This is a genomic window from SAR202 cluster bacterium (assembly GCA_016872285.1).
GTDB lineage: Bacteria > Chloroflexota > Dehalococcoidia > Lucifugimonadales.
In genome coordinates this window covers 1-12969 of the sequence record VGZZ01000061.1, presented here as the reverse complement: position 1 = coordinate 12969, position 12969 = coordinate 1, and the positions used below count along the sequence as shown (strand labels likewise).

Sequence of the window (12969 nt, the reverse complement as noted above, 5' to 3'; positions counted from 1 at the left end):
AAGGAAGGGCGCCTCCCCCCCCCCCCCCCTTCTCCCGCTGGTCAGGAGAAAGGATTTTCTCGGTAGTGGTCGGTTCTTGCGAACACATCCTACCTTGATTAGCACGGGGTACTAAGGAGAGTATGTGGACAAGCCGATGCCGCCATTGAAGGATGGGGAGCAGTTGGTGTATTTCCAGTCGGGCGGCGAATGGAGTTTCCTCAAGACGCCGAAGAAATACCAGTCGAAGAAGGGCGTGTCGCCAGTACCTGTGGTGATATGGTTTCGAGGGCAGAGCAGCTACGTGAGAGACGGCGAGACGGACTGCCTAATTCGGCCTCCATACAAGGCAATACTTAATCGCCTGTTGGAGCAGGGGTACGCCGTGGCGGGGTCGGAGCTGACGGGGGTGCACTACGGGCGGGCGTCGGCGACGGCGGCTTCGGTAGCGCTGTATCGAGCGCTGGTGGCTGGAGCCAACGTCGACGCCGAACGGGTGGGGATGTGGACGCCGGCGGGCATGGGCGGGCTGACGATGTGGAACTCGATTATGGGCCCGCTGCACGGGAAGGTGCGGGCGGTGGTGTCGACGCAGGCGGTGGTCTCGTATGCGTCGGTGATACCGCGGCGGAAGGAGGCGATTCGCAGGGCCCACGGGTTCCCTGAGGACATACTCGATGACGTGCTTATAGCCAGCGTGTCGGGCTACGATGCGCTGTCGCAGATGGGGCTGAGGCTAGCGGTGGGAGGGAAGGCCTTTGCTAAGGGTTTGCCGAAGACGCTGATAATGCACGGGGAGACGGACGACAACATCCCGTGCGGGCCGAACGCCGTGGAGTTACACGAACTGCTGAAGAAGCACGGGGCGGAATCCACGCTGCATGTGTTCCAGGACACAGGCCACGTCCTGCACAAGATGGAGGAGCCGATAGCGTCAATGACGGGCGAGTTTTTCAGGGAGGCCTTTGGGAGGTAGGGGATGGTTGCAAGATGGCAATTTTGATACTGCGACTAAGTAATTAACTACATCAGAGCGATTTCGAAATAGAGGGGCCTGTCTCCTAAAGGGGGACCGCTGTATTTTCCATCTGACGTCCCGACGCATGCGAGCGTTCGAGTTTTCACCGACAACATGCCTTTGAGCGCGGTTGACAATGGATCTGTGGCATCGAGTCCTATGGTGAAAAAGGAATGGCCCTTACCGCTGATCTCACGGATGGCGCGGGTGATCAACGAACGCAGGACAAGGGGGTCATCTTCAGACGCACATAGGTGAACAGCAGTCAGGTGTTTGAGCACTCCACCTACCCCAGGCAGTCTGCCAGCCCCTAGGAGGGGAGCAATGACGTCGAACCCAACTCGGAACAGTTTGCTGGAGGTGGTGTAGTGCTGGACAACACTTCGTTTGTGCAGAGTCTGGTCCCAGACGCCCATGAAACCCGCCAATTCCCCATCGGATTGCCGGGCTAGCCAGTAAGAGGATATGGAGAGACCCGGAGCCTTCTCGATCCAACGGATTAGGGACTCTGTGCTAAATTCCGGTGTGAACTGACGCTGAGGAGCCAGCCGACACCATAAGCTGGCCATTTCTTCGACATCATTAGGTCCGGCAGGTGAGACTGCCAGGCCGGCTTTTGGCGTCTTGTAGTGCCTTCCAAGGGGAATCACGGAATAAGTTATGATCTCGGCGAACTGTTTCAGGAAAGTGAGATTGCCTAGGGGCTTATTGTTAGGGGCAATCACACAAAGAACGGGCGCATCATAACCCGCCATCTCGCGGCATCGCCGCATGGCGTATCGGACCAAGCTATCAGCCGCGCCGGTGCGTCGATGTGCTGGATGGACTCTAAGATCGGTGACATAGGCCGTGTTCCTTGGAATTCCATTTACGTAACATTTGCGCTCGGCGACAGCAACGCAACCAATGATGGCGCCAGAGGGTCCGTCCACGACACCAACGGACCAGGGTTCTCCCTGGAGACTGCTCAGACGAAAAAAGTCAGGTGAGCGGTCTACATGTTGGGAAACACGCCCATAGAACGAACATATATTGGCTAGTGCCAGGAGACTGCTGTTATCAGCCTGAGTGGCCTCTCGAGTCCGCGGTAACATTAGTTTGTGGCACCCCTGCGTACGGAAAGTTTCACAAAATGTCGTCGCTCAATTTATTCCTTGCTATTCCATCTTGTAAAGCACATAATCCCGCTGTCATCAGAGCGGTGGCGGAGTTTTTTAGATGATTTGCTCACGCTGCGGAGAAACCCAAGGGTATTCCGTAATACTCCCAGTTTGCGGATACTGTGGAGCTCATTTAAGGGGCCAAGCAGGATCTAATCATGAAGTGAATTCAGAGGCCCGATCAGGTTCGGCTTCATATGAGGAGTTTCCAAGATTCGAATTTTGGGAAATCGCATCACTTAACCTTGTACTCTTTGATGCTGGATACCTAGTGCTCAGGCGGGTTTGGCGGTGGATAATATCCCTCTTCTTTGGCTTCTTGGCCGCTATATTGGGATTTATTATCTTCTTCTGGCTTTATGACGATGTTTTTTGCGTCGAGACAGCTGCGAGTAAAAAAGGCGGGACTTACTGCGTGAGAAGGTTTGCAGGCGCTCAGGTGCTGGCTGTAATTATTGCGGTGGTGCCTTATGTGACGGTCCGATTAATCGCTCTCAAGGACGCCTGGAACATAGCATCGGATTATAACTGGGAGCGGAAGAGGAGGGCGAAAGCTAGAGAGGAAGGCCCATCACATGCAAAGGACCAAAATGCGCGCTCGTTCCCCTACGTGATCCTGTGATTTTCAGAGACTGGAGTGTTGGATGATATGCCCAACTTGTGGCAAGGAAACGGAGCATTCCGTAATATCCTCGCGTTGCACGTTCTGTGGTGCCCAGTTAGGAAACCCTCCACCGATTGGACAGAAAGACCAGCGGCTGGCTGTAGTATTGAATCTCATCCCACTTAGCACAGGCTATTTATACCTGGATCAAACGCTCTGGTGGATCACTTCGGTGTGCCTTGGCATTCTCGCCGCTATCTTGGGGATAATTATTTTCTTCTGGGTTTATTCTACTGGTGTTTTTTGCGTCGAGACAGCGAAATCTGAAAAAGGTGGAACTCACTGTGTCAGGTATAAATCTTACGCCGCGATTCTAACTACACTACTTGCTGCATTACCTTATTTAGCAGTTCGTTTATATGCGGCCTGTGACGCCTGGCAGATTGCCGAGAGGGAGAACACTGAACGAAAACGGCTTACCAATCCAGATAATAAGAGTGGACAGCCTCAATAAGGTGACGGTTCTTAGATCGAAACGCGGGGTTGAATGACAAAACTAAGGCTGACGGCACGCTTCACCGGGGTTTAAAAGGGCACTCCCAGTCTTCCCCCACTGGCCGTCCCGAGTACTGCTTCGCTTCAGAGTTCTGGCCCTCGTATTTCAGGTTGGGGTTGGTGGCGCCCTGGAGGGCCACGTCTTTGCCTCGAATGACCTCTTGGAACTTCTCATCTTTACCCGACGCTTCCAAACGCTTGAACTGATATTTGGCGTTGAATACCAACGTCGGCCAGGGAAATCGGCGCGCCAGACGAGAACTGCCAGGGTGCAGGCCGACGACGAAGAAGGCGCGTCCAGCAAAGCTAAAAGAGAAGTCGGGACTGTCAGGGTCAGAGCTGTAAGTGGGGTCCCAGGAGTGGTAACGGGCGTCTTCGTCGTGGAGATTTTGGAGTTGCTGCCAGAAAAGGCGCTCAAACTGCTCATCGGTGGTGGGTGTTGGGCCTTTGAAACTGGCGATAAAGGTGGTGAAGTCGCTGTCTAATTTCTGCTGCTCTTGTACGAAAGTAAAGAGGTCGTGGCACAGGCCGGCGGTGGCTGGAGGCGAGTTCATATGAGGGTACATTCCAAAACGATATGAGCCCTGATTGAAAGCCGCTTTGGCGCCAACACAGGGGAAGGCGGAATCTTGGACGAAGGAACGCAGTTTTCTGTGCACTCGCTGAGCCAAGGGCTGAGCAGGCTTGCCGCCTCTGTACGGCAGTACGAGTCGATTATTCACAAAAGCCGTGTAGCAGCTATGAGTGGCTGCGCTTTTGCTCAAGAAGGGGTTTCCCCTTCCAGTGTTCATAGGCGCTTTCATTCTGGCACTCCTTAATTCCATCATAGATGGGGAGGGGACCAGATAGGCCATCCATAGGGCCGAGATGATTCGCGCTATGCATTAGTCCATTTCAGTACAGATGGTCTAATGTAGGTACTTTTTATACTACGGAACCAAGGGTTCATAACCTGAATTCCGATTTTTAGAGGGTCGATGTACACTTATATCCCAAGCTGACATGGCTCTTGAAGGAGGTCTGTATTGGCAAAACTGAGGCTGGCGGCGAGTTTTGGGGGCGGTTTCGACCCGCCGGAGATGCCCAAGCTGGCGTCGAGGGCGGAGGAACTGGGATACGACTCGTTTTGGGTGTCGGAGGGGAGCGGCGGCGACCAGTTCAGTCTGCTAACGGCCTGCGCCCTGGCGACCAAGCGAGTGCGGCTAGGCACCGACATCAGCAGCGTCTTCATCCGCAGCGCGCCGACCATCGCTATGGCAGCGGCTTGCGTGGACACATACTCAAAGGGGCGGTTTGTGCTGGGTCTGGGCTCCAGCCACAAGGTGCAGGTGGAGGGGGAGCACGGGCTGCCCTACTCGAAGCCGTTAACACGTATCAAGGAGACGATGGAGATAGCGCGGGCGCTGTGGCGGGACGGAACGGCCAGCTACAAGGGCGAGGTATTCAACATCGACCACTTCGGCTTTGCCTTCAAGCCCTATCGAAAAGAGATACCGATATATCTGGGCGCGGTGTTCGACAAGCTGATGGCGCTGTCGGGGCAGATGGCCCAGGGGGTTATTCTGACCAAGAACACGCCGGAGCGAGTGCGGGAGATACGGAAGATTATCGCCGAGTCGGCCAAGACGGCGGGGCGGAAGGGGTCGGAGGTGGAGATAACCAGCCTACTGACGTGTTATGTGACCAAGGACCGGAAGGGGGCTGAGGCGGAGGTGCGGCAGACCATCGCTTACACCTGCGGGTTCTACCCCCGGTACAACCGGCTTATCGCCGAGAGCGGGTTCGAGGAGGAGACGGCGGTGGTGGCGGAGGCGTGGCGCCGAGGGGACAGGGAGCGGGCGGCCAAGCTGGTGACGAAGGAGATGGTGGAGTCGTTTGCGATTATCGGCGATGCTGGGGAGTGCCGGGAGCGCATCGCGGAGCATATGGATGCCGGGGTGGACCTGCCGATACTGACGTTTCGAGCGTGGTCGGCGGAGTCGAAGCGGCGGATAGGGAAGACTATGGAGGCGCTAGCGGGGAGGTAACAGGGAATAATAAAGGCCCTCCGATTCATCGGAGGGCCTTAAGGTATCAAGACTGTGTACGTTTAGGCTTTTTGGGCAGTCTCGGGGTGCCAGGAGGCGGCTTCCAGGCCTTTGATCATCTCGTTGGCGGTCTCCTGGACCGACATGCCCTCGCCCTCAGCCGCCTGCTCTATATCCTGCGTGGTAATGTTGTGAGACTTGCCGTGATCGTCATCGTACTTGCCGCATCCACAGTTCAGGCACATAGCGTTGCCTCCTTACCGTTTTTCACTTCGACAACCCCACCGCCCTGGAGGGAGAGGCCATCATATAGACATGATGCCCTGCTTTTGCTAATGTCGGCGACGGGGAAAAGGACACGAGGACATGTCCTTTTATGCTAATCAGGGGTGCCAAGATGGACATGACGACAGATATAAACCAGATGCCGGTGCTGACGCGGCGCCGCATTGAGGCGATGGTCTTGGAGCCGATGATTCGCGCTTTTGCCGAGGAGATGGGGAAGGAGAAGGCATACGCCATCGCGAGGCGGGTAATAACAAAGATAGCGCAGGAGCAAGGGCGGGAGCTGGCGCAACGGGCCGGAGGCAAGGGGTTGCGGGAGTTTGTGGGGAATCGAGGGCCGTGGACGGCGTCCGGGGCGCTGGAGACGGAGATGGTCGAGGCGTCGGAGAGCAAGCTGTCGTACAACATCACTCGATGCAAGTACGCTGAGATGTACAAGGAGATGGGGATAGAGGAGCTGGGAGCTATATTTTCGTGCGGGCGGGACTGGGCGATGTCGCAAGGGTTCAATCCGAAGATAAAGCTAACGCGGACGCAGACGATTATGGAGGGGGCCAGCCACTGCGATTTTAGATATACTCTGGCGAAGGAAGAAAAGCGCGGTGGTTAGAGACGAGCCCCCGCCCTGCCACCCCGACCCCCCTCTCTAGCTCTCCCCCTCAAGGGGGGAGAGGACAAATGGGGCCAGCGAGGGATGCAAATTACCCCTGATGAAATGACAGGAGATAAAAGATGATAAAGCGGAAGGTTAAGAATTTAGAGTTGCCGGTGATTGGGATGGGGTCGGCGGGGACGTATGACGTCGAAAAGCCGGAGGAGATTGAGGTGCGGAAAAAGATACTCGATAACTGCGTCACCTACGGCACCAACTTTGTCGACACGTCGCCCATGTACAAGCGGGCGGAGCAGGTCATCGGCATCACCATAGAGGGGAAGCGGGACAAGTTCCTGCTGGCGACGAAGGTGTGGTGCTCGGGCCGCGAGACGGGCATCAAGCAGATGAACCGCTCCTTCGAGCTGATGAAGACGGACCATATTGAGGTTATGCAGATACACAACCTCATCGACTGGCGGACGCACCTGCCGGTGCTGGAGGAGATGAAGGCCGAGGGCAAAATTGACCTCATCGGTCTAAGCCACTATTCGCCGACGGCGCTGGCGGAGATGGCGGAGATTATGCGGACGGGCCGGATAGACACAATACAGATTTCTTACAATGTGATGGAGCGGGAGGTGGAAAAGGAGATACTGCCGCTGGCGGAGTCCAAGGGCATTGGGGTTATCGTGATGCGGCCGGTGGGGCATGGCATACTCATCGATAGGCTGGAGCGGCAGCCGGACCTGACGCCGCTGCGGGAATATGGCATCGAGACATGGGGACAAGCGTTGATGGCGTGGCTTATATCGGACACTCGGGTGAGCACTCTGATACCGGCGACGACAAAGCCGGAGCGCGTGAAGGAGAACTCGAAGGCGGGGGAGCGGGTGCTGCCCAAGGAGGCGCGGGAGTATGTGCTTCGAGAGGCGCAGCGGTGCCTGAAGCCGGGGAAGTACACGATGGGGTAGGTGAGGGGACCTCAGGCGGGCTTAGGCGGCTCAGAGACGTTGAAGGACAGCGCCGCCTTCTCCTCTCCCTGGACCAGCAGATGGACGGCGTAGGCGCCGTATTTGGAGAACTGTACGTTGCCTAGCTGGGCGACGACATTCACGCCCCCTGTCAGCCGCGGAGGCTTAACCTGGAAGCCGATTTTTTGCTTAACAGGCGGGATGACATCCACGCCGTCGGCGTCTATCAGACGAAGAGATAGTTCCTTGCTGCCCCCCTCCGCGATGGAGCCCTGCATATGGGCCACAAAACACATCATCGCGTGCTTGTAGGGAACAGCGGGGGTGAAAATGGTATCAAACCCGATGCCTATGGCATGGAGCTTCCGGTCTTGTGAAGCATAATCGCACAGGAAGGCGAATTTACATTCCATAACTGCACCTTGGGATCATTTTAGAGGCGGTTGGGAAGGGCTGTCGCGAATAGGTTATATGCTCTCGGTCCCTTCTCTGGACTCAAAGTTTAGCACGCATTGGGGCGACTGCGACTGTGGAGATAAGTCCCGAGGCCAATCCAACTCAGGCGGACGGGCCTCGGGTTACATGCTTAATGAAACGCGCTAAGTGAAGGGGACTTCTATGGCGATGGTGTGGATGGCGTTGTTGGCGTAGCCGCGGAAATTCCAGGGAACGGTGCGAGGCTGGACGTTGCCGGCGGAGTCGGTGGCGCGGGCCATGAAGACGTAGTGACCCGGGTCGGTGGCCTGCCATGGGAGTTCCCAGGGCTGCCAGGCGCCGGAGTTGGCGGCGCGCTCAAGTTTGGCCTTTCGCCAGCTTTTGCCGCCGTTGACGCTCACGTCCAACTTGGCAACCTCGCCCGCGCCGGACCAGGCGAAGCCCCGGACGGTGTAGGGGCCGGGCTGGATAACCTCACCGTGTCGAGGGTGGGTGATAAGGGACTTCACTTTTAACGCCGAGACGGGCTGGCGCTCGGCCACGTTCTCCGTGCCCTCGTTTATATAGACATAGCGTCGCTTCTGGAAGAAGCCGTGGTATGGCTCATCGGTGGGGTGGATGTTAGTGAGCCACTTGACGGAGGCCATGCCAAACCAGCCGGGGACTACGAGCCGCAGGGGGAAGCCGTGGCCGGGGGTTAAGGGCTGGCCGTTCATCTCGTAGGCCAGGATGATGTTGGGGTCGAGGGCTATTTCGAGGGGGAGGCTGCGGCCATAGTCGATGTCCAGCTTGCGGCCGTGTTCCTCCTCCTCGCCGTGGTCGGCGCCGTGGAAGACCACCTCCTTGATGCCATCTTTAAGGCCCGCGTTGTTCAAGACGGAGGCCAGGGACACGCCGCGCCACTGAGCGGTGCTGATGGCCCCGTGCTTGAAAGCTAGACCCTCTGCGGGAGGGGTGATGAAGGAGCGGCTATTGCCGGCGCACTCCAGAGTTACGACCAGGTCGGTGGAGGGCATGGCGGTGAGGTCGTCCAGGGACAAGGAGAGAGGTTTGCGGACGAGGCCGTCGATGGTGAGACGGTAGTCGCGGGGGTCGATATCAGGGACTTCGTGGAAATGATTGCGGATATAAAAGCGTTCGGTGGGCGTTATGAGGGAGTCCAGGGTGCCGAGGCGCGCCTCTCTACAGAAAGGGTCTTCAGAGACAGGCACCAGGCCGGCGCCCTCAACGAGGTTTTGGGCTCTGGCGGTCATAATTGCGCTCCTAAATTATGAATCGAAGCGGGGGAAGGGGGACTAGGCCACCATTTCGGTGGTGCTGCCGACGGCGGTAAGGGTGATATGGGAGAAGTCCGAGTCCTTGGAGGCGCCGTGCCAGTGCTTCTCGCCGGCGATAACGTGGATGACCGTGCCCTCCGTAACGCTGCGCTCCTCTTTTTCAGTGGCGACAATGCCCTTGCCTCGCGTCACCAGCAGGATCTGGTCGCTGGAGTGAATGTGCCACTTGTTGCGGGCGCCTTTGTCGAAGTTCACGACGGAGAAGTTAAAGAACTTGCTGGACTTCTCGTCCACCAGCGGCTGTCGAGAGATCTTGCCGCCGAAGAAGATGGGCTGGTTGGTCATGTCTGTCTTGGGGACGTCAGCGATCTTGATGACTTTCATGGATGCTCCTTGAGGTTGGTTTGGATGGGTTCAGGGTCAAGGGAGGCTACGGGGGCCATTTTAGCAGTAGGGGACGCGGATAGCCAACGGTGGAAAAGATTGCGAAAAAATTCACGCTACATTACAATTCCCTGGCTTGGTGCTAGAGTAGAAGGGATGCGTGGCAGGGACTATAACAGTGGAGGTAGAGGTCGCTTGCAGGTCTACTGCGCCGGACTGAACCACAAGACGGCCCCGCTGTCCGTCAGGGAGAGCCTCTCTTTCTCCAAAAACGACTTGCAGGACGCGATATTGGCCCTCCGAGGCTATATTAACGAAGGCGTCATCCTATCCACATGCAACCGCATGGAGATATACGCCGTCGCCAAGGATGAAGAAGCCGTTCGCAAAGGCATAGAAGACTTCTTTGCCAGCTTCCAAACTCCCGCGCCGGATACCCTGGCCTCGCACTTATATCGATACCAGGGTGAGGGGGCGGCGCGGCACCTGTTTCGGGTAGCCTCGGGCCTGGACTCGATGATCCTGGGCGAGCACCAGATACTTGGCCAGGTTAGGGAGGCCCTGACGGCCAGCGCCGCGGTATCCACACCCAGCGTGCCGCTATCTCGGCTGTTCCACTACGCCCTGAGGGCGGGACGCCGCGTGCGGGACGAGACGGATATCAGCAAGAACGCGCTGTCGGTGAGCTACGCTGGGGTGCGACTGGCGCAACGGGTGCTGGACGACTTGCGGGACAGGTCGGCGCTGCTGGTGGGCGCGGGCGAGGCGGGGACGCTGGTGGCGAGAGCGCTGCGAGCTTCGGGCGTGGGACGGCTGGTTATCGCCAACCGCACCTTTAGCCGGGCGGAAGAACTGGCGCTGGAGCTGCATGGCGAGGCGATGCCTTTCGAGGACGTGGTGGGAGCGTTGGAGGCCTCCGATATTTTGATATCAGCTACGGAAGCGCCGGATGCTATTTTCACTCGTGAGGATGTGGCAAAGGTGATGGTCGGGCGGCAAGACCGGCCGCTGTTCGCCTTTGACCTGGCGGTGCCTCGGGACATCGACCCTCGGGCTGGTGAAATCCACGGCGTGCATCTGTTCAACATCGACGATTTGGAGGCGGTGGCCGAGGAGAACCGCCGCGAGCGGCTGAAGTCGGCGGGAGTGGCGGAGGCTATCGTCGAGGAGGAATTGCAGCGGTTCACCAAGTGGTGGCGCTCGCTGGAGGCCAAGCCGTTGATCCAGGGGCTGCGGCGGGAAGCGGAGTCGATTCGGAAGGCGGAATTGGAGAAGGCGCTTCGGAAGCTGCCGGACCTGTCGCCGGAGCAGCAGAGGGCGTTGGAGCAGTTCAGCCGTTCGCTGGCGAATAAGCTGCTGCACAAGCCTATGGAGTCGCTAAAGTCGCCCAAGGCGCCATCGCACCTGCAGGCCATCAAAGAGTTGTATGGGGTGGCCGACGGCGAGGACCCCGACCAGCCTGACCAGTCCGACCAGGACTAACATGGGCCGCCAGCGCTCCGAAGACTTGTACGCCCGGGCGCGAAGGCTTATACCCGGCGGCGTCAACAGCCCGGCGCGCTCGTGGCGGGCCGTGGGCGGGACGCCTCTATTTATTCAGCGAGGCCTGGGTCCCCATATCTGGGACGCCGACGGCAATCAGTACATCGACTACGTCGGCTCCTGGGGGCCGCTTATTCTTGGACATGCTCACCCCACTGTCCTGGCTCGAGTAAAAGATGCGCTGGACAGGGGCACGGGGTTCGGGGCGCCGACGGAAATAGAAACGCAGCTGGCGCAGCGGGTGGTGCAGGCGTTCCCGTCTATGGAGCTGGTGCGGTTTGTCAGCTCGGGGACCGAGGCGGCCATGAGCGCGCTGAGGCTGGCCAGGGCGTACACCAAACGCGACAAGATTATCAAGTTCGACGGGGGGTACCACGGCCACGCCGACGCGCTGCTGGTGAAGGCGGGGAGCGGCGCGGCGTCCCACAGCACGCCGGACAGCGCCGGCGTCACGGCATCCTTTGCGCGGGACACCCTGATATCTGAATACAACGACCTCGATTCCGTCGAGGCGCATTTCAAGGCCAACTCTGGGAAGATAGCGTGCGTCATCGTCGAGCCGGTGGCGGGGAACATGGGGGTGGTGGCGCCGCAGAAGGGATTCCTGGAGGGGCTGCGGGCGATGACGTCGAGACACGACGCACTGCTGGTATTTGACGAGGTTATTACTGGCTTTCGGGTCGCCTATGGCGGGGCGCAGCAGCTTTACGGCGTGAAGCCGCACATAACGTGCCTGGGCAAGATTATTGGAGGGGGTTTACCGGTGGGAGCCTACGGAGGGCGGCGAGACATTATGGAACAGGTGTCGCCGCTGGGGCCTATGTACCAGGCGGGGACGCTGTCGGGGAATCCGGTGGCGATGTCCGCGGGGGTGGCGACGCTGGACTTGCTGAAGAAGCCCGGGGTATATGAGGAGTTGGAGTCGAAGGGGCGGGCGTTGGCGGGGTCGCTGGAGGGGGCCTTTGGGGAGGCCGGGATGGCGGTGCGGGTGAACCGGGTCGGGTCTATGCTGACGTGCTTTTTCACCGGCCAGCCTGCCGTGACGGGGTGGAAAAGCGTAGCGAAGTGTAGCCGAGAGCAGTACGCGCGATTTTTTCATAAGCTGCTGGAGCTGGGGGTATATTTCGCGCCGTCGCCCTTCGAGGCGGGGTTCGTGTCGTTGGCGCACTCGGCGCGGGAACTGGAGCGGACGGAGGAGGCGATAAGGGAGGCGGCGCAGGTGGTGAGGGGGTAAGGGCGGCGGCCGGGCGGGGACACTGGCGGGCCGTGGTCTGGTGTAAGATAGGGCCGTCTTGATCTTTTAGAGACAGGACGGTGACCCAGTGCCTGACTACATGTATGTTACGCTGATGGGTGATGATAAAGTCCTCACCTTTACCATTGATTCCAAGACCGGGGCGCTGACTGCCAGGGGGGAGACGAAGGTGCCGGGAGGGCCGGCCCCAACGGCCATCAGCCCGTCGAGGCGGAACCTTTACATCGGGCGGCGCGGCTCCAAGCAGATATCCAGCTTCAACATCGACCAGAAGACGGGAAAGCTGACGCTGTCCGGTACGGTGGAACTGGAGACGGACCCGTGTTTTATATCGACGGACAGAAAGGGGCTGTTTGTTCTGTCGGCGTATTATGAAGGAGCGGGCCTGACGATCCATCCCATCAGCGATGATGGGTCGGTGGAGGGGCCGCCGGTGGTGAGGCTGAAGACGGCGCGGGGCGCTCACTGCTTCCAGACAGATCCCACAAATCGATTCGCTTTTTTGCCGCACATCGCGGGGAACGGGCCGAACATGATCCTGCAGTTCAAATTTGACGAAGCTACGGGGCGCATTACACCTAACTCGCCGGACAGGGTGGAGCCAAAGGAACCGGTGGGGCCCCGGCACTACTGCTTCCACCCCCGGTTGAACGTGGTGTATTTCTCCAACGAGCAGGGGTGCAGCGTGACCGCCTACAACATGGATTCGAAGTCAGGTACTTTGAGTCCATTCCAGACAGTCTCCACCCTGCCTGTCGATTTCAAGGGCCAAAACACCTGTGCGCAGATTCGTATGACGCCTAACGGCAAGTTCCTTTACGCGCCCAACCGAGGGCACGACAGCATCGCGGGGTTTTCCGTGGATGCGGCGTCGGGGAGGCA

The 12969-nt window shown here is 58.6% G+C and carries 14 protein-coding genes; 8 read left to right on the top strand and 6 right to left on the bottom strand.

Annotated elements, in window-relative coordinates; all coding sequences use genetic code 11:
* Positions 1-124 precede the first annotated feature (124 nt).
* On the top strand, positions 125-955 hold the full coding sequence (locus tag FJ320_12040; GenBank protein ID MBM3926684.1) for a hypothetical protein: 831 nt from the start codon (positions 125-127) through the stop codon (positions 953-955).
* 47 nt (positions 956-1002) lie between these two features.
* On the opposite strand, the gene FJ320_12035 is transcribed toward FJ320_12040, so the two are convergent.
* Positions 1003-2091 carry a GNAT family N-acetyltransferase gene (locus tag FJ320_12035; GenBank protein MBM3926683.1) on the bottom strand — a complete coding sequence of 363 codons (1089 nt, stop codon included), beginning with the start codon at positions 2089-2091 and terminating at the stop codon, positions 1003-1005.
* Between the two features lie 229 nt (positions 2092-2320).
* Between FJ320_12035 and FJ320_12030 the strand changes: the two genes are divergently transcribed.
* Positions 2321-2779, top strand: coding sequence for a hypothetical protein (locus FJ320_12030; protein ID MBM3926682.1), 459 nt, complete (start codon positions 2321-2323; stop codon positions 2777-2779).
* Positions 2780-3336: 557 nt separating this feature from the next.
* Here FJ320_12030 and FJ320_12025 read toward each other — a convergent pair.
* Positions 3337-4170, bottom strand: a complete 834-nt coding sequence (locus FJ320_12025; protein MBM3926681.1) for a YqcI/YcgG family protein — start codon at positions 4168-4170, stop codon at positions 3337-3339.
* 171 nt (positions 4171-4341) lie between these two features.
* Here FJ320_12025 and FJ320_12020 point away from each other — a divergent pair, with 171 nt between their 5' ends.
* A complete protein-coding gene (locus FJ320_12020; GenBank protein MBM3926680.1) occupies positions 4342-5343 on the top strand; it encodes an LLM class flavin-dependent oxidoreductase in 1002 nt (333 codons plus the stop codon).
* A gap of 62 nt (positions 5344-5405) precedes the next feature.
* On the opposite strand, the gene FJ320_12015 is transcribed toward FJ320_12020, so the two are convergent.
* The gene (locus FJ320_12015) at positions 5406-5588 is read right to left on the bottom strand and encodes a hypothetical protein (GenBank protein ID MBM3926679.1); all 183 of its coding nucleotides are present in this window, start codon (positions 5586-5588) and stop codon (positions 5406-5408) included.
* Positions 5589-5773: 185 nt separating this feature from the next.
* On the opposite strand from FJ320_12015, the gene FJ320_12010 reads away from it, so the two are divergent.
* Positions 5774-6238, top strand: coding sequence for a hypothetical protein (locus FJ320_12010; protein MBM3926678.1), 465 nt, complete (start codon positions 5774-5776; stop codon positions 6236-6238).
* A gap of 122 nt (positions 6239-6360) precedes the next feature.
* Positions 6361-7194 (top strand): aldo/keto reductase, encoded by an 834-nt coding sequence (locus tag FJ320_12005; GenBank protein MBM3926677.1) that lies wholly within the window; start codon positions 6361-6363, stop codon positions 7192-7194.
* 11 nt (positions 7195-7205) lie between these two features.
* Here the strand turns inward: FJ320_12005 and FJ320_12000 are convergent, their stop codons facing one another.
* The 3 genes from FJ320_12000 to FJ320_11990 all read right to left on the bottom strand — a co-directional run bounded on the left by FJ320_12000 (position 7206) and on the right by FJ320_11990 (position 9290).
* Positions 7206-7607, bottom strand: coding sequence for a hypothetical protein (locus FJ320_12000; protein MBM3926676.1), 402 nt, complete (start codon positions 7605-7607; stop codon positions 7206-7208).
* 186 nt (positions 7608-7793) lie between these two features.
* The gene (locus tag FJ320_11995; GenBank protein MBM3926675.1) at positions 7794-8882 is read right to left on the bottom strand and encodes a sulfite oxidase; all 1089 of its coding nucleotides are present in this window, start codon (positions 8880-8882) and stop codon (positions 7794-7796) included.
* 42 nt (positions 8883-8924) lie between these two features.
* The gene (locus FJ320_11990; protein MBM3926674.1) at positions 8925-9290 is read right to left on the bottom strand and encodes a cupin domain-containing protein; all 366 of its coding nucleotides are present in this window, start codon (positions 9288-9290) and stop codon (positions 8925-8927) included.
* A 24-nt stretch (positions 9291-9314) separates the two neighbouring features.
* Between FJ320_11990 and FJ320_11985 the strand changes: the two genes are divergently transcribed.
* The 3 genes from FJ320_11985 to FJ320_11975 all read left to right on the top strand — a co-directional run.
* The gene (locus FJ320_11985; GenBank protein ID MBM3926673.1) at positions 9315-10772 is read left to right on the top strand and encodes a glutamyl-tRNA reductase; all 1458 of its coding nucleotides are present in this window, start codon (positions 9315-9317) and stop codon (positions 10770-10772) included.
* Between the two features lies 1 nt (position 10773).
* Positions 10774-12066: a glutamate-1-semialdehyde-2,1-aminomutase gene (hemL, locus tag FJ320_11980; protein MBM3926672.1), complete on the top strand. Its 1293-nt coding sequence runs from the start codon at positions 10774-10776 to the stop codon at positions 12064-12066.
* Between the two features lie 88 nt (positions 12067-12154).
* Positions 12155-12969: lactonase family protein (locus FJ320_11975; protein ID MBM3926671.1), on the top strand; the 815-nt coding region annotated here is incomplete at its 3' end.

What these genes read in the sequence shown, in the direction of transcription:
- FJ320_12035 (MBM3926683.1), bottom strand. Translation starts at nt 2,091, where the DNA reads ATGTTACCGCGGACTCGAGAGGCCACTCAGGCTGATAACAGCAGTCTC.
- FJ320_12025 (MBM3926681.1), bottom strand. Translation starts at nt 4,170, where the DNA reads ATGGCCTATCTGGTCCCCTCCCCATCTATGATGGAATTAAGGAGTGCC.
- FJ320_12015 (MBM3926679.1), bottom strand. Translation starts at nt 5,588, where the DNA reads ATGTGCCTGAACTGTGGATGCGGCAAGTACGATGACGATCACGGCAAG.
- FJ320_12005 (MBM3926677.1), top strand. Translation starts at nt 6,361, where the DNA reads ATGATAAAGCGGAAGGTTAAGAATTTAGAGTTGCCGGTGATTGGGATG.
- FJ320_12000 (MBM3926676.1), bottom strand. Translation starts at nt 7,607, where the DNA reads ATGGAATGTAAATTCGCCTTCCTGTGCGATTATGCTTCACAAGACCGG.
- FJ320_11995 (MBM3926675.1), bottom strand. Translation starts at nt 8,882, where the DNA reads ATGACCGCCAGAGCCCAAAACCTCGTTGAGGGCGCCGGCCTGGTGCCT.
- FJ320_11990 (MBM3926674.1), bottom strand. Translation starts at nt 9,290, where the DNA reads ATGAAAGTCATCAAGATCGCTGACGTCCCCAAGACAGACATGACCAAC.
- FJ320_11985 (MBM3926673.1), top strand. Translation starts at nt 9,315, where the DNA reads ATGGGTTCAGGGTCAAGGGAGGCTACGGGGGCCATTTTAGCAGTAGGG.
- hemL (MBM3926672.1), top strand. Translation starts at nt 10,774, where the DNA reads ATGGGCCGCCAGCGCTCCGAAGACTTGTACGCCCGGGCGCGAAGGCTT.